Here is a 19,447-nt window from a genome sequence, read left to right on the forward strand (position 1 = left end):
ATTGATTGTGAGCGGGTGTGTCGTCAGTTGGTAGTGGCAATTCATACAAATCGAAGCCATAATTTAGGCGAATTGACATCAACAACAATGCATTTCGCATGAACCTCGACGCCATAGACCGAACCCTGCTCAACGAGCTGCGCGAAAACGCCCGTTGCCCCATGGCCCTGCTGGCCCGCAAGGTCGGGTTGTCGCGTACCGCCGTGCAGGCGCGCATTGCGCGGCTGGAGCGCGACAAGGTGATTACCGGCTATGGCGCACGCACCGGCGAGGCCTACGAGCAGTCGCTGGTAGCGGCCCATGTGATGCTCACGGTCGGCCCCAAGCTATCGGGTCCGGTCGAAGCCGCGCTGCGAAAGATCCCCGAGGTGCGCTCCCTGCTGTCCATCAGCGGCACCTTCGACATGATCGCCATCGTGCAGGCGGGCTCGATTGAAGGGCTGGACGCGCTGATAGACCGCATAGGCCTGCTTGATGGGGTCGAGCGCACCCACACCTCGGTGGTGCTGTCCAGACGCTTCGAACGCTGAGGTTTACAGGCAACAGGGTTGTAGCGGCATCATGGGCAAAGTAGCATTCATCCCGGACGCCTTTCGATTGAAGCGCTGACGAAGAAGGAACTCATCATGACCGAGAGCCTAGGCGACAACGCCGATTCCTTTGCCGATCGCGAGCCGGTCACCTCCCGCGTTCTCGACGCACCTCAAGCGCGTGTGTTCCAGGCATTCAGTGACTCCGATCAGCTGGCGCGCTGGTGGGGCCCCAGGGGTTTCACCAACACCTTTGAGGAATTCGACCTGCGGCCCGGCGGCGCCTGGCGCTTCGTGATGCACGGGCCCGACGGGACGAACTACCCGAACGAAAGCGTCTTCGTCGAGGTCGTTCCGCGCGAGCGAGTCGTGTTCCGGCATCATTCTGGCCACGAGTTCGAGATGACGATCACCTTCGCGGAACAGGCGGGCAAAACGAGGCTGGGCTGGCGCCAGCGCTTCGACTCCGCCGCCGAATGTCAGCGTGTGGCCAGCTTCGCCGTGGAGGCCAACGAGCAGAACCTGGATCGCCTTCAGGCGCTGCTCGCCGGCTTGGCCTGATTTGTGATTTTGCTGCGTTATTGATAGCTGACTCCGCAGGACACATAAGGGCTGGAGCCATCATTGCTCTGAGGTTGGGGTGAGCGCCATGGCCGCAATCTCTGCTTGACCAGGCTTGCCGAACATCTGATGCGGCCGCGATGCTGCCGCTGTTGACCGGTTCGCAGGTCGCAGCTGCCTGCATTTTGTAAGGCAGGTTTCGCCCGGCAGTGCCATTGGCGAGCGTGCGGTATGTGTCGCTGGTTTTATTCGCTTGACCGGAACTTGGCGCGGCTGAAGAATGTCGGCTGACATGCGCTTGGCGACTTCTAGCGACGGTTTTATCCCGCAAGCGCCGTTTGATCCCGCATTTTGTGCGGTCTACGTCACGTTGGAAGGCCTATCCGCCAAGGAGCGTTGTCATGCGATTGGTTATCTCGCTCATGTTTCTTCTGTTGACTTCCGCCTGCGCAGTCAAGACTGGAGCGACAAGCGATGGCGCAGAACAGGTAGCCGCCGCTACTACGGCCTGGCGTGCCGCGTATGACAGCCGGGATCCCGCACGCATCATCGGCATGTACGACACAGACGCGGTGCTATGGGGCACCACGGCCAAGACAGTCGCACCAACCCCCACGGCAATTGCCGAGTACTTCAAAGACGCAGCCAGTCGCCCTACGGCGAGAGTCACGTTCGGGGAACAGCACCTGCGTTTCTATGGTGAGGTTGGTGTGAACACCGGCTACTACACATTCTCCGAAGTACGAGATGGTCAAACCGTATCGCGTCCTGCGCGCTATACCCTGGTCTTCCGGAATCGGGACGGCAAGTGGCTTGTCGTCGCGCATCATTCGTCGGTGGTTCCGTAGGCGCCAGGCCTTCAGCAGAGGGCGTTCTTTTTTCGAACCCTCATAGCTATTGAATCAATAGCTGCAGACGATTATTCGATATGGGCTGGAGGCCTGAATGGCTTAAAAATCCGTCCATGGAGAAGATGTCTTTCTTTCATCCGCTGGCGGAAACTCGACGCGCACCTGCCCGGCCTGCCAAGCCGGGTACTTCTCCATCACCCGCGCAAACAGCGCGCCAGTCTCCCAACGCCCCAACCAGCCCACCAAGTGCAGCCAGGGCTGCGCCGCAAACCAGGCCGCATCGGTGTGGGCAAACTGGCGCACGAAGGGCAGTATGGCCATGTCGGCCAGGCTGGCGCTGGGGCCGCTGAGCCAGCCGTTGCGGCTCAGCCGGGCTTCCAGTTCCATCAACCAGCGGGCGGCGCTGCTGCGATGGGCCTCGGCAAAGGCCTTGTCGTCGCCTGCATGTTCGGCGGCGTAGCGGTTCGGGTACTTGTAGCGGTCCAGGTCGCGTTTGAACGGGCCGTCGTTGGCGGCGATCAGGGCTTGCCGGGCCTCCAGGCCGGCGCTATCGGCGGCCAGCCAGCCTTCGGGGTCGTGCTGCTCAAGTGCCCAGCGCATGATGTCCAGGCTTTGCTCGATCACGGCCCCGCTGGGCAGCACCAGCACGGGCACGGTGGCCTTGGGCGACGCGGCCAGCATCTCGGGCGGTTTGCTCTTCAGCACGATTTCGCGCAGCTCGCAGCGCTGGCCGCTCACGGCGATGGCCATGCGGGCGCGCATGGCGTAGGGGCAGCGCCTGAAGGAATACAGAACCGGCAGGGTTTGTTCCGCCTGGGCTGCCACTTCTTGTGACACGCTAACTTTCAGGTGGAGCCGGGCTGCCGCACGCCAATATGCGCCTGCTGGCGCGCCTCGGCCAGTTCGACCTGGCGCTGGCGCTCGCGGTAGCCGCGCTTTTGTTCTTCGGTGGTGCGGCCGTGGCAGTGGGCGCAGCTCACGCCCAGCTCGTACAGCGGCGACTGGCGGTCTTGGGCGCTGAGCGGGTCGCGGCAGGAGCGGCAGAGGGTGAAGTCGCCCTTGGCCAGGCCGTGGCCGACAGAGACGCGTTCATCGAACACAAAGCATTCGCCTTCCCAGCTGCTTTGCGCCTGCGGCACGGTTTCCAGGTATTTGAGGATGCCGCCTTCGAGGTGGTAAACCTCCTCAAAGCCTTTGCTGCGCATCAGCGCCGTCGATTTTTCGCAGCGTATGCCCCCGGTGCAGAACATGGCCACGCGGGGTTTTTTGCCATCGGTGGCGGCCAGCTTGCCGCCGGCTGCCATTTCCTTCTCGACCCAGCCGGGCAGCTCCGAAAAGCTGTGGGTGGCGGGGTTGATCGCGCCCTTGAAGCTGCCTATGGAGACTTCGTAATCGTTGCGCGTGTCGATCAGCACCACGTCGGGGTCGGCGATCAGCTGGTTCCAGTCCTGCGGCTTGACGTACTGGCCGGCCATGAGGGCGGGATGCACCTCGGGCACACCCATGGTGACGATTTCGCGTTTCAGGCGCACCTTCATGCGGTAAAACGGCAGGTGGTCCGCCCAGGCCTCCTTGTGCTCCAGCGCGGCCAGGCGTGGGTCGGCGCGCAGCCAGGCCAGCACCGCGTGCACGCCTTCGGGCAGGCCGGCAATCGTGCCGTTGATGCCTTCGGACGCCAGCAGCAGCGTGCCTTTGACGCCGTTGGCCTCACAGCAGGCGAGCAGGGGTGCCTGGAGCGCCGCGAAATCGGGCAGCTCGACAAACTTGTAAAGGGCGGCGGTCAGGAAGGTCATGGCTTGGTGGTTCGCCTGTGAGGCGGGCGAGCGGCGGTCTGGGTACTATCAAATTGATAGCTTCTTGCGCTCGCCTCGCATGGGCTGGCGGCCTATTTTATCCAAATATCAGCGCCACATCGCTGGCGGCTGCAGCAAGCCGCCTTGCCGCGAAGGGCTATCATGTTTCCCCCTCTTTGCACACCTGAAAGCCTCGCATGAGTTCCCTCCCGCCCAACGACAAAAGCATCAAGGTCGCCGTCATGGGCGCAGGCGCTGTGGGCTGCTATTACGGCGGCATGCTGGCGCGCGCCGGGCACGAGGTGGTGTTGATCGCGCGGCCCCAGCACGTGGAGGCCATAGCACGCGATGGCCTGCGCATGGAAACGCGCAGCTTCGACGAACATGTGCGCCTGGCTGCCAGCAGCGAGCCCAGCGCGGTGCAGGGGGCCCAGCTCGTCCTCTTCTGCGTCAAATCCACCGACACCGAATCGGCCGGCGCCCAAATCCGGCCGCACCTGCCGGCCGATGCCCTGGTGTTGTGCCTGCAAAACGGCGTGGACAACGCCGACCGCCTGCGCGCGGTGCTCCCCGAAACCGCGGTGGCCGCCGCCGTGGTGTACGTGGCCACCGAAATGGCCGGCCCCGGCCACGTCAAGCACCACGGCCGCGGCGAACTGGTGATCGAGCCTTCCAGCACCAGCGAGGCCGTGGCGCAAGCGCTGATCGCCGCCGGCGTGCCCACCGAGGTCTCCGGCAACGTGCGCGGCGCGCTGTGGGCCAAGCTGATACTCAACTGCGCCTACAACGCCGTCTCGGCCATCGCCCAGCTGCCCTATGGCAAGACGGTGCAGGGCGTTGGCGTGAAAGACGTGATGCGCGACGTGGTGGCCGAGTGCCTGGCCGTGGCCAAGGCCGAGGGCGTGCAGGTACCCGGCGACGCGGTGGCGGCCGTGGACAAGCTCGCCGACAGCATGCCCAACCAGTATTCATCGACCGCGCAAGACCTGGCGCGCGGCAAGCGCAGCGAGATCGACTACCTCAATGGCCTGGTCGTGAAGCGCGGCGAGGCGCTGGGGATTGCGACGCCGGCGAACCGGGTGTTGTGGGCGCTGGTGAAGTTGATGGAGTCAAGGCCAGCTAGTGTTTGGCTACAGGGTGCTGCTCATCGCGCCGTGACTGCGGCGTAGTTTTTTTGCGGCTGTTCGCCTGAGTGTTTTTGCCGGTGCTGATACCTTCTTCCTTGGCGTCCGTACGTCCTCTGGCGCGGCAAAGTGGAAATTGACGCCTAGCGCTTGCGCCACCCTGAAAATGGTGTCATACCTTGGGTGAGCACCCGGAGCCAATGCCTTGTAAAGGCTTTCCCGACCAAGTCCGGCTTTCCTGGCGAGCTCTGCCATCCCTCTTGCTCGCCCAACTACCGCAAAGGCATCCAGCAGTACGGCTGGATCGCCCATTTCGGCCGCAGCATTCAGATACTCGGCAATGGCCTTTTCATCTGTGAGGTACTCCGCCTCATCAAAAGGTTTCAGCCCCAGAGGGTTGTCATTACGCATAAGTCACTCCAATTCTTTTGCGAGGGCCTTGGCTCGCTTGATATCGGCTTTTTGGGTGGATTTATTTCCACCACACAACAACACATAGATCACCGAGCCAATGCGCTTGAAATAGACCCGATAGCCGGGCCCATAGTGGATGCGCATTTCGCTCAAGCCTTCCCCCACCGGTTCGCAGTCTCCGAAATTGCCCGACCGGGCCGCCGTAATCCGCGCCAGGATCTTTACCTTGCCTATAGGGTCCGAAAGCCCTCGCAGCCATTCGGAAAACTCGGATCCCTCAAGGATGGTGTTCACTGTCGCTCACTGGCTTTGGTTGGCGTTCATTGATAGTCATTGTATCCGAATGGATACGAGTTGCGGGCGGTCTTCGCGCACCCTCAAACGCAGGGGCAACCGCTGTTCGCTTCAACGCTCCGGGTTGCCAAGCAGTTTTGAGATGGCCCGCCAGTGCTGCGGCTCGACCGGCGTGATGGACAAGCGGTTGCCCTTGCGCAGCACCACCAGGTCGGCAAGGGCGTCATTGGCGCGCAGCTCGGGCAGGGTCAGGTTGCGGGTCTTGCGCAGTACCTGCACGTCCACCAGCAGCCAGCGCGGCTCGTCTGGTTTTGATTTGGCGTCGTAGTAAGGCGACCTCGGGTCGAACTGGGTAGGGTCAGGGTAGGGCGTGGACGCCACCTGTGCAATGCCGACGATGCCGGGTTCGGCACAGCTGGAGTGGTAGAACAGCACGCCATCGCCCACCCGCATCGCATCGCGCATGAAGTTGCGCGCCTGGTAGTTGCGCACACCGACCCAGGGCACCGTCGAGTTCTTGGCTGCGAGCGCGTCGTCGACCGAGCATTCCTCGGGCTCGGATTTCATGAGCCAGTATTTCGTCATGATTTTCCTCAGGATGGAAAGTGAGTTTGTTCGTGCCGGGAGTTCGGGTGCGGAAGGCAGTTTAATCGGATGGGCCGTTGCGGGCGACGGTCAGCGCATGGGGGAAAGGGGCACAAATGGAAGAAAATTGCAGGAATGTGGATAAGCAATGCGCGCCATGTCACAAACCGCAGCGTTCAAACGTCTAAGGGCTTATGAATGACACCAGCACTACCTTCAACCGCCTTCGCCCCCGCCTCAAGGGCATAGCCTACCGAATGCTCGGCTCTACCGCCGAAGCCGAAGAGGTGGTGCAGGACGCCTGGTTGCGCTGGCACGAGGCGGCGCCCTCGGCGCTTGACAGTGCCGAGGCCTGGCTGGTGGCCGTGACCACGCGCATTTCAATTGACCGCCTGCGTGCCGCCAAGGTGCAGCGCGAGCATTACATCGGCACCTGGCTGCCCGAGCCCCTGTTGTCTGACTCGCCTGTCACGCCCGAACAGGTGCTGGAGCGGGCGGACGACGTGTCGGTCGCCTTTTTAAGCCTGCTGGAGCGCCTGGCGCCCGAGGCTCGCGCGGCTTACCTGATGCGTGAGGTGTTTGATGCGGACTATGACGAGGTGGCGCACACCCTCGGCAAGACCGAAGCTGCCTGCCGCCAGCTGGTACACCGCGCCAAAATCCAGTTGCGCGAAGAGCGCCCGCGCTACGTGGTGCCCCGCGAGACACACCTGCGCTTGCTGCGCAGCTTTGCCGAGGCCTCGATGCGCGGGGACTTTGCCGCGCTGAAGTCCATGCTGGCAGATGACGCCGAGCTGATAGGCGATGGCGGCGGCAAGGTGCCGAGTTTTGGCAAGCCACTCGAAGGCGGCCAGCGCATCGCGCAGCTCTACCTCGCCACCGCGCTGCGTTGCGGCAGCGGGCTGCAGGTTGAGCTGGCCATGATCAACGGAGCATGGGGCTTGCTGCGTTTTATCGACGGTGTGCTGGAGTCGGCCCAGTCCTTCGAGACCGACGGCGAGCGCATCGTGCGCATCCACGCGCAGCGCAACCCGGACAAGCTGGCAGCACTGGCAGCAAGCCTGAATCGGTAGTCCGCTCGCAGTCTGTTTTGGGAAATCGACGGGCCGCTGTCACAAACCGGCGGTGTCACACGTCTTCAGGGTATGTGCACCTCATGTCGAGGCACTCAACCTGAAGGAAACACCATGACAGAAGCCCGACTCCCCTGGACCCAACTCGCACCCAAGGCCTACCAGGCAATGGCTGCCGTCGGCGCCATCACCAGCCAATCCACGCTTGGCACGCCCCTCATCGAACTGGTGCAGACCCGTGTGTCGCAAATCAACGGCTGCGCCTTTTGCATCGACATGCATGCCCGTGACTTGCGCAAGCACGGCGAAACCTGGCAACGCATTAACAGCCTCTCGACCTGGCGCGAAGTCGGCTTTTACAGCGAGCGCGAACGCGCCGCACTGGCCTGGGCCGAAGCACTGACCCGGCTGGCCGGCGAGCACGGCGACCACGACACCGCCTTCACGGCGCTGCAGGGCCAGTTCAGCGAGCAGGAAATTGTCGAACTCACCTGGGCGGTCGCGCAGATCAACGCCTGGAACCGCATGGCGGTGGGCATGCGGCAACCGCCGTCTGGCAAGCCGCTGGAGTGACCGGAGTCCCTTAAGCCGTATCCGGCATCTGAAATTCACCGCGTCGGGAGCGGGTTCACGTGCATGCGCGTGGGCCCGGTTTCGCCAACCAGCTTGAAGAGTCAATCCATGAAAAAAATCTGCATTCCCCTGTTTCTGGCAGCAGGGGCTTTGCTCGCCCAGCCAGCCTTGGCCAGCGGCTTCGACGGCGTCAGCGTCACGCCGCTCATGTCAAAAGACCTTTCCGATCTGCCCGGCAAGGAAGGCCTGGTCATCACCGTGGACTACGCCCCCGGCGCTGCCGACCCGGTGCATCGCCACCGCGCACACGGTTTTATCTACGTGCTCGAAGGTTCCATCGTGATGCAGGTCAAGGGCGGAAAAGAAGTCACGCTGACACCGGGGCAGACTTTTTATGAAGGCCCCAACGACATTCACACCGTTGGCCGCAACGCCAGCACCAGCCAGCCCGCCAAGTTTCTTGTGGTGCTGATCAAAAAGAAGAAGGGTGAAGTCCTGGAACTCGTGAAGTGAAATGAAGTGAGTTGGGCAGGGCCGGTAAGCTCGGCTGAAAACAGCGGTTAGGGGGCTGGATTATTGGTCACCAAACCATGACCCCTTGGCGATCAAGGCAAATCCAGGACAACGTTGCCCACCACCTTCCCGCTTTCAACGGCTTCGTGAGCGCCAGCAATATCGTCTAGTGCAAAGCGGGCGCCTACCGTGTGCGAGAGCCGCCCATTGGCCAGCAGGTCGGTCAGGTTTTTGATCGCCATCTGCCGGTCGACCGGGGCGAGGTCATAGACCAGAAAGAATCGCAAGCTGATCGAGCTGAACAGCAAAGTGCGAAACGGAACGGGCGTGTCGCCATACGCATTCGAGCCATAGCCAACGAGCGTGCCATGAGGCGCGAGCGCGCCATCGGGCAGCAACTGTATGGTGGACGAGAAATCCATATCGACGATGGCGTCCACCCCGCGGCCGGCTGTGAGCTCCTTCACCCGCTGCGCGACAGGCTCGGTCTTGTAGTTGATCGTCGTTTTGACGCCGGCACCCAGCGCATGCCTTGCTTTCTCTGCCGACCCGACGGTGCCAATCACCTCCGCACCGCCAATGACTGCCAGCTGCGCAGCATAGTGACCGACCGCGGACGACGCGCCGATCACCAATACGGTTTTTCCGGAGATGTCGCCCAGCAGGTGGATCGCTTGACAGGCGGTCATCGCCGGGATACCGAGACAGGCGGCGGCCGCAAAATCCGTCGTGACCGGCAGCCTCACGGCCTGCGCCTCGGGCAGCGCGATATATTCAGCGGCGGTGCCCATCGGTCGCTGCCATTGCCCATTCCAGATCCAGACCCGTTCGCCAATACGACTGGAGGGCACGCCATCGCCAACCATGTCAATAACGCCGGCGCCGTCGCTGTGCGGCACGATGCGCTCCGTGCCCAGCGCCCGGCCCAGCCTTGACTTAACTTGACATCCGAGGGGTTGACTCCCGACGTCGCCAGTTTGACGCGAACTTCTCCCGGCGCGGGCATCGGCATTGGCAGTTCGCCAACCACCAGGACCTCACGGGCCGCACCGTTTTTTGAATACCAGGCAGAACGCATGATGACCTCGTCCTAACTTGTTGTCTTCCTGACCAAAGTGACCAGTTGCGACTCGCGCCGGCTGCCCCAAGTTTGAAGTTTTTGGGGTTTTCTGCTTTCCAACAACGGAGTCCGAATATGCGTGCTGTCCGAAAGGAAGTCAAGGCTAGGTTCCGGACGGCCAAAAGGCTGATATCCCGAACCCGTCGATTTCGACCAACCTTGCTAAATTGCGCGCGCAATAAATCGAGCCCAAGTGGCATACGATAATGCCGAGATAGGAGCCATCATGGAAGAGATCCAGAAAAAAGAAGTAAGTGCCGCTGGGGGGAGGGAGTCGCTAGTCCAGCATTTCGCCATTGAAGGCTTATTTGACTATCGGTCTATAAGTTTGGAGTCTGAGTACGCCGCCACAGTCTTGATTGCGCGCAACGGGGCGGGTAAGACCACAATGCTTGGAGCTCTAGACGCCTTTCTGCGAGGCCAGTTTGGGCGTTTGACTTCCCTGACCTTCCGCAGGATTGAGTGCAGGCTCAGAAACGTTCCACGAATGCTTGTCTTGGAGAAGGCCGACCTTGAGCAATTTCTCAAAACGGCATCCGAGACGCCTGACGTAGTACGGGTTGCGAAACAACACGAGCTTGATCCCGAGGACGTTTTGTTCTTCGTGCTTTGGGAATTTCCGGTCATCCAGTGGACTCGGGGGGGCCTTAATCGCCACCCTGTGTTCAGAAAGGTGTATCAACACCAGTCGTACACCTACGAGGCGACGCTCAGTCTATTCAATAACCTTATGCAGGCTACCAGCGCAGCGTGGTCGCCGGTAACTGAGCTGCGACAGACAATCGCGACTGCGCTACGAGATATCGAAGTCGTCTATTTGCCGACCTACAGGCGGATCGAACTCTCATTGCCGCAAACAGATGAATCGAGATCGGTTTATGACCGTGAGCCACTCAGTATTCACGCGCGGCTTGGCTTGAACCGGCGCGGTCTGCATGCTGGCGATATTCAGTTTGGGCTGGCAGACATTTCCGCGCGGTTGAAGCAACTCAATCAGGAAATCATCATTGAGTCGAATCAGAAATATGGTGAGATCAGTGCGAACATCATTGATGATCTGATTAGTGGTCAGTTTGAAGAGCAGGTGCCAAGTTTGGAGCAGCGTCCAAGTCGCCAAGAATTGGATATCTTCTTCGAGCGGATGAAATCTGGTCGTCGGACTATTGGGTACTACGGGTACTATGGTGGTGCATTCAACACTCCAGACATCGACCGCATCTATAGCGGCAATATCCCAAAAAACTCCGAGAAATTCTTGACGTACTTCCTGGGTAAGTTGAATAGTGTTATCCAAAAGACAAGAGAAACGGAACGAGTTGTAGAGAGCTTCATCAAGAACTGCAACCGGTACCTCTCTGCGGGTGATCCCACTGCGGATCAATATGGAATATCCCAGGTTGACGAAAAAGAGCTCAGGCTCGATCGGTCCAGTCTCGAAGTCTCAGTTTGGAGAAAAGGCCCGAGGTCCATCGAGATTCCACTGGACGCCCTGTCTTCGGGTGAAAAGCAAATGGTTTCGCTGTTCGCCCGCCTCTACCTTTATCCCAAAGACAAGCTCGTTCTGATAGATGAGCCAGAGCTCTCACTTTCGATTGATTGGCAGCAAAAGATTTTGCCTGACATCGTGAATGCCAGCTTGTGCCGTCAAGTGATTGCAATCACCCACTCCCCCTTCATCTTTGACAACGAACTGGATGTGTTCGCTACGTCATTGCGGTTGACGGTGGACGACCAAGAAACCAGCATCAAGCAATAAGTAGACAGGGGACAAAGGTGGAGCAGCCTAAGCAGGTGACGGTAGACAACATGGTGGAGCGGCTGAGGGAGAAGCGCGACGCGCCGGCCGTGTTGAAGACCAGGCTAGCGGCAATTCGCGCTCATGCAGCAGATGTCCTCGTATTCGCATTTGAGGGCCAGGAAGACAAGACGGTTTACTACCATTGGTTCAAGCAGGTCGCTCCGCTCCTCACATACGAAGTAATCGTTTGCAATGGGAAGGGCAAGGTTCTTGCCTTCCGTGAGCTTCTACAAAGAGATTTGACGAACCTTAAAGAAAGGGTCTTCTTTTTCGTGGATCATGACTTTGATGGTCTGCGGGGCCAAGCACCGGATGCGGATATTTATGTTACTGATACCTATTCAGTGGAAAACCATTTGGTGAACAAGAAGGTGCTTGATGACCTTTTAAAGGTCGAATTGCACTGTGACGGAGAGCCTGCAGTCCGTGCAGCTGTTTCTGCGAAATCTCTCGCGCTGTACGAGAGGTTTCTTGATGTTACTAAGCCACTCAATCAGAGGATTTTTGTGGCTAAGAAAGCGGGGATCAAGAATGTGAAGCCATGGCCGAACCGGATCAACGCCCTGGCGAAGGTGGCCATTGATGACGTGACAGCAAGCGACGAGCAGATGACGGTTGTGATTGCGCTTGAACGAGAACCGACCGAAGAAGAGCTTACGAAGTTTGCGGAGGCGTTCGCCGAACTTGAACCCCGGTCGCAGTACCGAGGCAAATTTGCACTAGCGTTTTTTGGTCGATTACTTGAGGTGTTGGCAGAGGATCGAGGTTGTCCGGCGCCAGTTTTATTTGCTGGATTGCCATCACGCGGCGCAAATGGGCGTCTCCCTTTGGACACCATCGCGAGCAAGTCGATAGCTCCGCAACCCTTCCAACAATTTGTTGATGCGTTGCTTGGGACGCTCGAGAACCCCCCTCTACCGGCCGATGGCTAAGGTCCAGTCATGAAAGAGCTAGCCAGCAAGTGCCATTCCAGGCCGTAGCGGAGCCGCAGGTGTTGGCGTTTAGGGCAACTGAAGCAGTAAAGCTTCAGTTGCAGTAGTGACAGAACTCACTAGTAACCGCGATTGGGTACAAACCGCACAGCCTCTGGACGTTCCTGCATGCGCAATCTCGCCAACACCTCGCCCGTTCTGCCAGCAGTTTTCCCTTTCCTCCACACCTTCAACCGATTCGCCCTCAACCGAATCCCGCGCCTGCAGAAGCACAAAGCTCGCATCGCACCCCACCTCCAGCCCATAGCCTTTGAGGCGCATCACTCTTTGCCGCATTCGTCGTTACTGCGTCAAAGCATTGGCGAATGCCTTTCTGGCTTGTCATCTGCGCCACATGCAGGCCCATGTACGCCACCTCCAGCATGTCGCCGCTGCCCAGGCCGTACCAGGGGTCCATCACGCAGTCGTGGCCGAAGGCGACGTTGACGCCTGCGGCCATCAGCTCGGGTACGCGGGTCATGCCGCGGCGCTTGGGGTCAGTGTCGTGGCGAACTTTTTATCGATTTCGTTCAGCTTGCGTTCACCTACCTCTTCGTAAGCTCTGCTCCACATCAACCAAGGAGCCTCTTCATGAAACGTTCTGCCATTCTTTGCCTGACCGCGCTGCTGGCAGCGGGCGTCCAGGCCCAGTCCTTCAACGACACTGCCCGCGTGCGCAATGTCAACCCACAGTACGAGAACATCTCCGTGCCGCGCAACGAGTGCACCAGCCAGTGGGTGATCGAGCCGCAACCCGTGGCGGCTTCGCGCAATTACGGCGGGCTGGCGCTTGGCGGTGTGGCCGGCGCCCTGCTAGGCAACCAGGTCGGCAATGGCCACGGCCGCGAAGCCGCCACCGCGGTCGGTGCCGTGGTCGGCGCGCTGGCCGGCGAGCACTTTGCCAACCAGAACGGCTGGGGCGGCTACGAGCAGGCAGCGCCGCAGCAGCGTCAGGTGCAGAGTTGCCGCACCGTCAACGACGTGCAGACCCGTCTCACCGGCTACCAGGTCGAGTACGAGTACCGCGGTCAGGTCTACAGCACGGTGACCCGCGAGAACCCGGGCCGCACCTTGCCCGTGCGCGTCTCGGTGGCACCGGTGGAGCCGGCTGGGCGCGAGTTCCAGGGCGCACGCGAATACCAAGGCAGGCGCGATGACCGTGGCGATCGCGAGTACTACGGTGCTTACAACCGATGAACGCATTTGCCAAACTGCTCTGCGCAACCTTGCTCGTGGCGTCCAACCTGGCCTGGGCCGACCTGAGTCGCGACGACGCGGCTGCGGTGGCCCAGCGGGCCGGTGGCGGCCGCGTGCTCTCAGTCGAAAAGTCCGAGTCTTCGGGCCGGCCGGTATGGCGCGTCAAGGTGGTCACGCCGGCAGGTGAGGTTCACGTGATCCAGGTGGACGTCGCCACCGGCCAGGTCCGCTAGGGCCAGCCTGCGGCAGCTTTAGCCCATGCGCTTGTTTCTGATCGAGCACGATGCCGCGCTGCGGCTCACACTGGCCCGCCAGATGGAGGCAGATCGCTACCGGGTCGACCACGCCAAGGACGGCGAAGAGGGTGGACATCGTGTTGCCGGTGCCTTGAGAGGCATGCGCTTCAAGGTGAAAGTCAGAATTCTTAATTTACCTTGAAGAAGGCGGTCTTGGTGGGGCGGTTGGCGACGTTCAAGCTTGCCATCACCTCCGCAGTCTCCGCCAGCAGCTTTCCTTGCTTCCACACCTTCAGCCGATTCGCTCTGAGCCGAATCGCTTCGATGGTGTCCCGCGCCTGCAGCAGCACAAAGCTCGCATCGCAGCCCACCTCCAGCCCATAGCCCTGCAGGTGCATCACCGCCGCCGCATTGGTCGTCACCGCGTCAAAGCATTGGCGAATGCCTTTCTGGCTGGTCATCTGCGCCACATGCAGGCCCATGTGCGCCACCTCCAGCATGTCGCCGCTGCCCAGGCCGTACCAGGGGTCCATCACGCAGTCGTGGCCGAAGGCGACGTTGACACCGGCTGCCATCAGCTCCGGCACGCGGGTCATGCCGCGGCGTTTGGGGTAGGTGTCGTGGCGGCCTTGTAATGTGATGTTGATCAGGGGGTTGGCGATCACGCTGACGCCGCTCTCGGCGATCAGCGGCAGCAGCTTGCTGACGTAGTAGTTGTCCATGCTGTGCATCGATGTGCAATGTGAGCCGTTGACGCGGCCCTGCAGGCCTAGGCGCTGGGCTTCAAACGCCAGCGTTTCGATGTGGCGCGAGAGCGGGTCGTCGGTTTCGTCGCAATGCATGTCGACCAGCAGGCTGCGCTCGGCGGCTATTTCGCACAGCAGCTTCACGCTGGCGGCGCCTTGTTCAGCAGTGCGTTCGAAGTGCGGTATGCCGCCGACCACGTCCACACCCTTGTCGAGCGCGCGCTTGAGGTTGTCGACGCCGCCCTGGGTGCGCAGCACGCCGTCTTGCGGAAAAGCCACCAGTTGCAGGTCGATGTAGGGCGCGACCTGTTTTTTGACCTCCAGCAGCGCGTCCACGGCCAGCAGGCTGGGGTCGCTGGTGTCCACGTGGCTGCGGATGGCCAGCAGGCCCTTGGCCACGGCCCAGTCGCAGTAGGTGAGGGCGCGCGCTATCAGCGCCTCGGCCGTGAGCAGCGGCTTGAGTTCGCCCCACAGGGCGATGCCTTCCAGCAGCGTGCCGCTTTCGTTCACGCGCGGCAGGCCGTAGCTGAGGGTGGCGTCCATGTGGAAGTGTGGGTCCACAAAAGGCGGGCTCAGCAGGTAACCGCCGGCGTCCACTGTTTCATGGGCGGGAGCGCTCAGGCCGGGCTCGATAGCGGTGATGCGGCCACCCTGCACCGCGACTGACATGTTCGTTCTGCCGTCGGGCAGGGCGGCGTTGGTGATGAGCAGGTCGAGCATGAAAGTGCTGTTGCCTCAGGGTTTCCAGGCGGCCAGAAACGCCAGCAACACCTTGGCGGAGTTGTCTGCCGCAATGCCCATGAAGGTGACCATTTCGTTTTCGCCCTCGCCGCCGCCCGCCAGGTCGCTGAGTGAGCGAAAGGCAATAAACGGCACGCTGTTACTGTAGGCCACCATGCCGACGGCGGCGGTTTCCATGTCAAGCACATTGGCCTGAAAAGTCTTGAAGGCGTATTCGCGGAAGCCCGCGTTGTCAACAAAGGCCTGGCCTGAAACGCCATTGCCGCCGACCATGAGCTGCGGTTTGCGCGTCAGGCATTGGCCGGCGTTGCAACTGCCCAGGTCGACGTTGCGCAGGCCGCGTGCCACCTCCAGCATTTTGGGGTCAGCCTCGAACCAGAACTTGCGCACGGGTGTCGGGTTGGCCGCTGTGCGCGTCTCGACCTGGCGTGGATGCAGCATGCCGAAGGGCGGGAACAGCTGCGCTTCCATGCGGGGCGGCACCTTGAACCGGCCGGGCCCGGTTTCGCGTGCCATCAGTACTTCAAGGTATTGGCCCCATTGCGCAGGCACCGTGACGTCGCCGATGTGCAGCTCGGGGTTGACGCCGCCGGCAATGCCGCTGAACACAATGCTCTGAATATTGAAGCGGTCAAGCACCAGCTGGGTGTTCATGGCCGCGTTGGTCATGCTGATGCCCGACAGGAACAGGACGACCGGTTTGCCTTCGAGTGTGCCGGTGGTGAACTCGACACCGTTGAGGCTGTGTTTGACCGGCGTTTGCAGTCGTTTTGACAACAGCACCAGTTCAGGCTCAAAGGCCGACAGCACGGCGATGCGCGAGGTGTCATCCAGCCGTACCGGGGTGCCGGCGATGGGCGTCAGCGCTGCGCAACCGCCCAGCGTCAGGGCCAGCAGCCCGGCCGTGAAGCAAGAAACCAGAAAACGGCCAAGTTGTCGTGGGGCAGTGGCGCAATGCATAGGGGCTGATGCAAGGTGGCGCGAAGGTCAACGGGGCTTTTGCTATCAATAAAGGAGCTTGAAGCACCCATATCTAAAGGGCTGCAGGCCTACTTCGTTCCGAAGATGCGGTCGCCCGCGTCGCCCAGGCCCGGCAGGATATAGCCATGTTCGTTGAGCTGGCGGTCGATGGCTGCGGTGTAGATGGGCACATCGGGGTGCGCGTTGTGCAGGGCGGCAATGCCTTCGGGGCAGGTCAGCAGGCAGACGAACTTGATGGATTTCGGATTCAGTTCCTTGAGCCGCTCCACGGCCGCGATGGCTGAATTGCCGGTGGCCAGCATTGGGTCGACGATGACGATGTCGCGCTCCTGCATGTCGTGCGGCATCTTGAAGTAATACTCTACCGCGGTCAGCGTCTTCGGGTCCCGGTACAGCCCGACGTGGCCCACGCGCGCGCCCGGCACCACGCTGAGCATGCCTTCGAGGATGCCGTTGCCGGCGCGCAGGATGGAGACGAACACCAGTTTCTTGCCGTCGATCATCCTGGAGGTCGTTTTCTCCAGCGGTGTTTCGATCTCGATCTCCTGCATCGGCATGTCGCGGGTGACTTCGTAGGCCATCAGCATGCTCAGCTCATTGAGCAGCGTGCGAAAGGTGTTGGTGGATGCGTCCTTGCGGCGCATCAGCGTGAGCTTGTGCTGGACCAGCGGGTGGTCGATCAGGTGGACTTTGTCGTTAGCCTGGACAGTGGGGGTGGTCATGTGCTGGTGTGCCTCTTCTTGGGTTCTCAAAATACGGTGCCGTCGCTTTGGATGTTCAGAGGCGGTTTGCCTCCGTGCAATTGCTGTGCCAATACGCGTCCCGCGGCCCAGGTCCCGCCTTCGAGGACGCAGGCCAGCGGCATTTGCGCAGCCGTCAATCCTAACTGCTCGCGAACCAGCGGCGCGAGTTCGTCGAGCAGCGCGACGGTCAAAGCCCGCCACTCCACGACCAGCTCATCACTCGCGTCGTGCAGGCGCTCTGCCTGCGACGCGTCCTTCAGTTGCAGCACGCCGGCGTCCAGGAACAGGCCGCCGTTGCGGTACTCGGGCAGCCCGGTCAGGGCGTCCAGCCCTTCGACACGGATGCCCGCCCATTCAAAGGGTTCCAGCAGTGAGTAGGTGAGCCACTGCGACAGCTTGTGAAAGGGCATCCAGCCATCGCTGGGCTGGGTTGCGCTGCTGCCGGCGCCTTCACCGCAAGCGGCAGCGTGCCGCCAGCAATCACCGAGCGCGATGTTTCCGATGGCATTCTGCGCGGGCCAGATGGGCGCCAGGCCGGTCAGCAGCACCGACAGCACATCGTGCGCCCGGATGGTGGCCGTGGACCCGGCGCCGCGCGTGAGCACGTCAAACAGACAGCCGGGCCGGCCCGCCCGGCCAAACAGTTCAGGCTGGTCCTGCAGCGCCTGGCCGAGGCGGCGCAGCAGGGCTGCGCGCCCTTCCAGGCCGACCAGCGGGTTGCCGGCCGTGACCTGGAAGGCCCGGCCCAGGCGCTCGGCCGTCACCGCCTGCAGGCCCCTGGCGTCGGCCTGCAGCGGCTGCGCGGCATCGCCGGAAAACAGGCCGGCCATGAAGGCGTGAAAGCTGGCCACGCCCAGGCCCTCCGAGCGCTTGTACTCGTGCTCGGGGTGCTGGTCCTGCGCAGCCTCCAGGTAGCGCCAGTCGGGGCCGGCCCCGGCATCGAGCAGCACGCTGACAAGGGCCAGGTCGATATGGGTGCGGGCCCTGTCAGCCGGCAATGCCTGTTTCAGTGCCCGGTTCAGCTGGCCAACCCGGTCCACGCCGCCGGCTTCAAAGTGCCGCCAACGGCTGTGGTACGGAATCTTCAGGTCCGGGTAGCGGGTGCGGGTCAGTTCGGCCACCAGCACGGCGGCGGTGTCCAGCGCCCCGTCGTTGACCGTGAACCAGGCCGACTCGCCGCGGCGTGCCCGTTCGAGCAGGGCCCGGGCCCGCGTCCGTATCGTTTCTGTAGAACGTAGTTCGGCCGCAGCCGACATCAATTGGGCGTTATCAGCTATATTTTTCATAGCGGATGCGTCCATGAAATCAGGGGCTCAGGCATCAAGTTCCCGTCCCTTGGCCTTTTTGAGTTCTGCGGCGTCGGGCACCGGCCCCGGCGTGAAATAGCCCGCGGCCATTTTGGCGTCCATTTCCACGCGCGCATCTTCGGGGATCAGCGAGTCCGGAATATTCACGCGCTCACCGATCTCGATGCCGGCCTTGATGATGGCATCGAACTTCATGTTGCTCATGGACACCAGGCGGTGAATCTTGCGCACGCCCAGCCAGCTCAGCACATCGGGCATGAGCTCCTGAAAACGCATGTCTTGCACGCCCGCCACGCATTCAGTGCGGGCAAAGTACTGGTCGGCGGTGTCGCCGCCCACCTGGCGCTTGCGGGCGTTGTAGACCAGGAATTTGGTGACTTCGCCCAGCGCCCGGCCTTCCTTGCGCGAGTAGGCCACCAGGCCCACCCCGCCGCGCTGCGCGCCCTGGATGCATTCCTCGATGGCGTGGGTGAGGTAAGGGCGGCAGGTGCAGATGTCCGAGCCGAACACGTCCGAGCCGTTGCATTCGTCATGCACCCGGGCCGTCAGTTCGACCGCCGGGTTGGCCAGGTCCTGCGGGTTGCCGAAGATGTAAATCGTCTGCCCGCCGATGGGCGGCAAAAACACCTCCAGGTCGCTGCGGGTGACGAGCTCGGGGTACATGCCGCCAGTTTCCTCGAACAGCACGCGGCGCAAATCGGTTTCGCTGCAGCCAAAGCGCCTGGCCACCTCGGGCAGGTACCAGACGGGCTCGATGGCGGCCTTGGTGACCAGGGCGCCGCCGCCGGCCGTGAGGTATTTGCCATCAGCCTTCAGGCGCCCGGACTGCAGCGCTTCAATGACTTCCGGCAGGATCACATGGGCCTTGGTCACGGCGATCGTCGGGCGGATGTCGTAGCCGGCGGCCAGCTCGGACGAAAACACGTCGGCCACCGCGGCGCCCCAGGGGTCCAATGAAACGATGCGGCCGGGCTCGCTCCACTGCGGGTAAGGGCCGATCAGGTCGGTGGGCGAGGTGTTGGTGAGGTCGGCCTTGTGCCTGGGCGACAACGCGCCCGAGGCGATGGCCAGCGCGCGGTAGACGCTGTAGGAGCCGCTGTGCGTGCCGATGACGTTGCGGTGGCTGCGTTTGGTGGTGGTGCCGACAACGGGCCCGCGCTCGGCAGCGGTGGCCGCGCCCCAGTGGATGGGCAGCGCGCCATGGCCGCTGGCATGGGAGGTCAGTCGAATGTGCTGGGAAGCCAGCGACGAGTGGGGGACAGGACCGGAAGACTTGGCGGCAACTTCAGCGGGCAT

23 protein-coding genes and 1 pseudogene are annotated in these 19,447 nt (G+C 61.8%); 12 read left to right on the forward strand and 12 right to left on the reverse strand.

Annotated features, from left to right (window positions below; all coding sequences use genetic code 11):
• Positions 1-98 precede the first annotated feature (98 nt).
• The 3 genes from PJE01S_RS08340 to PJE01S_RS08350 all read left to right on the forward strand — a co-directional run bounded on the left by PJE01S_RS08340 (position 99) and on the right by PJE01S_RS08350 (position 1,939).
• Positions 99-530: an Lrp/AsnC family transcriptional regulator gene (locus tag PJE01S_RS08340; protein ID WP_068832699.1), complete on the forward strand. Its 432-nt coding sequence runs from the start codon at positions 99-101 to the stop codon at positions 528-530.
• 96 nt (positions 531-626) lie between these two features.
• On the forward strand, positions 627-1,091 hold the full coding sequence (locus PJE01S_RS08345; protein ID WP_068832701.1) for an SRPBCC family protein: 465 nt from the start codon (positions 627-629) through the stop codon (positions 1,089-1,091).
• Between the two features lie 401 nt (positions 1,092-1,492).
• Positions 1,493-1,939, forward strand: coding sequence for an SgcJ/EcaC family oxidoreductase (locus PJE01S_RS08350; protein WP_068832703.1), 447 nt, complete (start codon positions 1,493-1,495; stop codon positions 1,937-1,939).
• 102 nt (positions 1,940-2,041) lie between these two features.
• Here the strand turns inward: PJE01S_RS08350 and PJE01S_RS08355 are convergent, their stop codons facing one another.
• Together PJE01S_RS08355 and trhO are read right to left on the reverse strand one after the other, a co-directional pair.
• Positions 2,042-2,779: a glutathione S-transferase gene (locus tag PJE01S_RS08355; RefSeq protein WP_339374667.1), complete on the reverse strand. Its 738-nt coding sequence runs from the start codon at positions 2,777-2,779 to the stop codon at positions 2,042-2,044.
• An 8-nt stretch (positions 2,780-2,787) separates the two neighbouring features.
• Positions 2,788-3,735, reverse strand: a complete 948-nt coding sequence (gene trhO, locus PJE01S_RS08360; RefSeq protein ID WP_068832705.1) for an oxygen-dependent tRNA uridine(34) hydroxylase TrhO — start codon at positions 3,733-3,735, stop codon at positions 2,788-2,790.
• Positions 3,736-3,962: 227 nt separating this feature from the next.
• Between trhO and PJE01S_RS08365 the strand changes: the two genes are divergently transcribed.
• A complete protein-coding gene (locus PJE01S_RS08365; RefSeq protein ID WP_068832940.1) occupies positions 3,963-4,904 on the forward strand; it encodes a ketopantoate reductase family protein in 942 nt (313 codons plus the stop codon).
• On the opposite strand, the gene PJE01S_RS24405 is transcribed toward PJE01S_RS08365, so the two are convergent.
• From PJE01S_RS24405 to PJE01S_RS08375, 3 genes are all read right to left on the reverse strand, one after another.
• Positions 4,866-5,270, reverse strand: a complete 405-nt coding sequence (locus PJE01S_RS24405; protein ID WP_084389429.1) for an addiction module antidote protein — start codon at positions 5,268-5,270, stop codon at positions 4,866-4,868. The two genes, PJE01S_RS08365 and PJE01S_RS24405, sit on opposite strands and share 39 nt — an antisense overlap.
• A gap of 3 nt (positions 5,271-5,273) precedes the next feature.
• A complete protein-coding gene (locus PJE01S_RS08370; protein ID WP_068832707.1) occupies positions 5,274-5,567 on the reverse strand; it encodes a type II toxin-antitoxin system RelE/ParE family toxin in 294 nt (97 codons plus the stop codon).
• Positions 5,568-5,678: 111 nt separating this feature from the next.
• Complete coding sequence (locus PJE01S_RS08375) at positions 5,679-6,152, reverse strand: EVE domain-containing protein (RefSeq protein ID WP_068832709.1); 474 nt, start codon at positions 6,150-6,152, stop codon at positions 5,679-5,681.
• 194 nt (positions 6,153-6,346) lie between these two features.
• Between PJE01S_RS08375 and PJE01S_RS08380 the strand changes: the two genes are divergently transcribed.
• The 3 genes from PJE01S_RS08380 to PJE01S_RS08390 all read left to right on the forward strand — a co-directional run bounded on the left by PJE01S_RS08380 (position 6,347) and on the right by PJE01S_RS08390 (position 8,311).
• Complete coding sequence (locus PJE01S_RS08380; protein ID WP_068832711.1) at positions 6,347-7,225, forward strand: RNA polymerase sigma-70 factor; 879 nt, start codon at positions 6,347-6,349, stop codon at positions 7,223-7,225.
• 114 nt (positions 7,226-7,339) lie between these two features.
• Positions 7,340-7,798: a carboxymuconolactone decarboxylase family protein gene (locus PJE01S_RS08385; protein WP_068832712.1), complete on the forward strand. Its 459-nt coding sequence runs from the start codon at positions 7,340-7,342 to the stop codon at positions 7,796-7,798.
• A gap of 108 nt (positions 7,799-7,906) precedes the next feature.
• Positions 7,907-8,311, forward strand: coding sequence for a cupin domain-containing protein (locus PJE01S_RS08390; protein ID WP_068832714.1), 405 nt, complete (start codon positions 7,907-7,909; stop codon positions 8,309-8,311).
• A 92-nt stretch (positions 8,312-8,403) separates the two neighbouring features.
• Here PJE01S_RS08390 and PJE01S_RS08395 read toward each other — a convergent pair whose 3' ends face one another.
• On the reverse strand, positions 8,404-9,210 hold the full coding sequence (locus PJE01S_RS08395; protein WP_245660680.1) for an NADPH:quinone reductase: 807 nt from the start codon (positions 9,208-9,210) through the stop codon (positions 8,404-8,406).
• Positions 9,211-9,657: 447 nt separating this feature from the next.
• On the opposite strand from PJE01S_RS08395, the gene PJE01S_RS08400 reads away from it, so the two are divergent.
• Positions 9,658-11,187 carry an AAA family ATPase gene (locus tag PJE01S_RS08400; RefSeq protein ID WP_068832716.1) on the forward strand — a complete coding sequence of 510 codons (1,530 nt, stop codon included), beginning with the start codon at positions 9,658-9,660 and terminating at the stop codon, positions 11,185-11,187.
• A gap of 17 nt (positions 11,188-11,204) precedes the next feature.
• Complete coding sequence (locus PJE01S_RS08405) at positions 11,205-12,161, forward strand: DUF4435 domain-containing protein (protein ID WP_068832718.1); 957 nt, start codon at positions 11,205-11,207, stop codon at positions 12,159-12,161.
• Between the two features lie 119 nt (positions 12,162-12,280).
• Here PJE01S_RS08405 and PJE01S_RS08410 read toward each other — a convergent pair.
• A pseudogene (locus PJE01S_RS08410) lies at positions 12,281-12,711 on the reverse strand (amidohydrolase family protein); the annotation flags it as partial.
• Between the two features lie 80 nt (positions 12,712-12,791).
• Between PJE01S_RS08410 and PJE01S_RS08415 the strand changes: the two are divergent.
• From PJE01S_RS08415 to PJE01S_RS25650, 3 genes are read left to right on the forward strand one after another with little or no spacing between them, the layout of a single operon-like run.
• A complete protein-coding gene (locus tag PJE01S_RS08415) occupies positions 12,792-13,397 on the forward strand; it encodes a glycine zipper 2TM domain-containing protein (RefSeq protein WP_068832721.1) in 606 nt (201 codons plus the stop codon).
• Positions 13,394-13,630 (forward strand): PepSY domain-containing protein, encoded by a 237-nt coding sequence (locus tag PJE01S_RS08420; RefSeq protein WP_068832723.1) that lies wholly within the window; start codon positions 13,394-13,396, stop codon positions 13,628-13,630. The genes PJE01S_RS08415 and PJE01S_RS08420 overlap by 4 nt, the downstream gene beginning before the upstream one ends.
• A 25-nt stretch (positions 13,631-13,655) precedes the next feature.
• Positions 13,656-13,835: a response regulator gene (locus PJE01S_RS25650; protein WP_068832725.1), complete on the forward strand. Its 180-nt coding sequence runs from the start codon at positions 13,656-13,658 to the stop codon at positions 13,833-13,835.
• Here PJE01S_RS25650 and PJE01S_RS08430 read toward each other — a convergent pair.
• The 5 genes from PJE01S_RS08430 to PJE01S_RS08450 all read right to left on the reverse strand — a co-directional run bounded on the left by PJE01S_RS08430 (position 13,822) and on the right by PJE01S_RS08450 (position 19,447).
• Positions 13,822-15,099 carry an amidohydrolase family protein gene (locus PJE01S_RS08430; protein WP_068832727.1) on the reverse strand — a complete coding sequence of 426 codons (1,278 nt, stop codon included), beginning with the start codon at positions 15,097-15,099 and terminating at the stop codon, positions 13,822-13,824. The two genes, PJE01S_RS25650 and PJE01S_RS08430, sit on opposite strands and share 14 nt — an antisense overlap.
• 15 nt (positions 15,100-15,114) lie before the next feature.
• Positions 15,115-16,080 carry a 5'-methylthioadenosine/S-adenosylhomocysteine nucleosidase gene (locus tag PJE01S_RS08435; RefSeq protein WP_068832728.1) on the reverse strand — a complete coding sequence of 322 codons (966 nt, stop codon included), beginning with the start codon at positions 16,078-16,080 and terminating at the stop codon, positions 15,115-15,117.
• Between the two features lie 89 nt (positions 16,081-16,169).
• Positions 16,170-16,823 carry a uracil phosphoribosyltransferase gene (gene upp / locus PJE01S_RS08440; protein ID WP_068832730.1) on the reverse strand — a complete coding sequence of 218 codons (654 nt, stop codon included), beginning with the start codon at positions 16,821-16,823 and terminating at the stop codon, positions 16,170-16,172.
• Between the two features lie 26 nt (positions 16,824-16,849).
• A complete protein-coding gene (locus tag PJE01S_RS08445; protein WP_068832732.1) occupies positions 16,850-18,145 on the reverse strand; it encodes a URC4/urg3 family protein in 1,296 nt (431 codons plus the stop codon).
• Positions 18,146-18,157: 12 nt separating this feature from the next.
• On the reverse strand, positions 18,158-19,447 hold the full coding sequence (locus tag PJE01S_RS08450; protein ID WP_068832942.1) for a GTP cyclohydrolase II: 1,290 nt from the start codon (positions 19,445-19,447) through the stop codon (positions 18,158-18,160).

It is taken from the genome of Polaromonas jejuensis NBRC 106434 (assembly GCF_001598235.1).
Taxonomy (GTDB): Bacteria; Pseudomonadota; Gammaproteobacteria; order Burkholderiales; family Burkholderiaceae_C; genus Polaromonas; species Polaromonas jejuensis.

Excerpts from the sequence above, each read along its gene's own strand:
- PJE01S_RS08445 (WP_068832732.1), bottom strand. The coding sequence starts at position 18,145 with ATGGACGCATCCGCTATGAAAAATATAGCTGATAACGCCCAATTGATG.
- PJE01S_RS08380 (WP_068832711.1), top strand. The coding sequence starts at position 6,347 with ATGAATGACACCAGCACTACCTTCAACCGCCTTCGCCCCCGCCTCAAG.
- PJE01S_RS08450 (WP_068832942.1), bottom strand. The coding sequence starts at position 19,447 with ATGCCCGCTGAAGTTGCCGCCAAGTCTTCCGGTCCTGTCCCCCACTCG.
- PJE01S_RS25650 (WP_068832725.1), top strand. The coding sequence starts at position 13,656 with ATGCGCTTGTTTCTGATCGAGCACGATGCCGCGCTGCGGCTCACACTG.
- upp (WP_068832730.1), bottom strand. The coding sequence starts at position 16,823 with ATGACCACCCCCACTGTCCAGGCTAACGACAAAGTCCACCTGATCGAC.
- PJE01S_RS08435 (WP_068832728.1), bottom strand. The coding sequence starts at position 16,080 with ATGCATTGCGCCACTGCCCCACGACAACTTGGCCGTTTTCTGGTTTCT.
- PJE01S_RS08420 (WP_068832723.1), top strand. The coding sequence starts at position 13,394 with ATGAACGCATTTGCCAAACTGCTCTGCGCAACCTTGCTCGTGGCGTCC.
- PJE01S_RS24405 (WP_084389429.1), bottom strand. The coding sequence starts at position 5,270 with ATGCGTAATGACAACCCTCTGGGGCTGAAACCTTTTGATGAGGCGGAG.
- PJE01S_RS08385 (WP_068832712.1), top strand. The coding sequence starts at position 7,340 with ATGACAGAAGCCCGACTCCCCTGGACCCAACTCGCACCCAAGGCCTAC.
- PJE01S_RS08340 (WP_068832699.1), top strand. The coding sequence starts at position 99 with ATGAACCTCGACGCCATAGACCGAACCCTGCTCAACGAGCTGCGCGAA.
- PJE01S_RS08390 (WP_068832714.1), top strand. The coding sequence starts at position 7,907 with ATGAAAAAAATCTGCATTCCCCTGTTTCTGGCAGCAGGGGCTTTGCTC.
- trhO (WP_068832705.1), bottom strand. The coding sequence starts at position 3,735 with ATGACCTTCCTGACCGCCGCCCTTTACAAGTTTGTCGAGCTGCCCGAT.
- PJE01S_RS08430 (WP_068832727.1), bottom strand. The coding sequence starts at position 15,099 with ATGCTCGACCTGCTCATCACCAACGCCGCCCTGCCCGACGGCAGAACG.
- PJE01S_RS08415 (WP_068832721.1), top strand. The coding sequence starts at position 12,792 with ATGAAACGTTCTGCCATTCTTTGCCTGACCGCGCTGCTGGCAGCGGGC.
- PJE01S_RS08375 (WP_068832709.1), bottom strand. The coding sequence starts at position 6,152 with ATGACGAAATACTGGCTCATGAAATCCGAGCCCGAGGAATGCTCGGTC.
- PJE01S_RS08345 (WP_068832701.1), top strand. The coding sequence starts at position 627 with ATGACCGAGAGCCTAGGCGACAACGCCGATTCCTTTGCCGATCGCGAG.
- PJE01S_RS08400 (WP_068832716.1), top strand. The coding sequence starts at position 9,658 with ATGGAAGAGATCCAGAAAAAAGAAGTAAGTGCCGCTGGGGGGAGGGAG.
- PJE01S_RS08350 (WP_068832703.1), top strand. The coding sequence starts at position 1,493 with ATGCGATTGGTTATCTCGCTCATGTTTCTTCTGTTGACTTCCGCCTGC.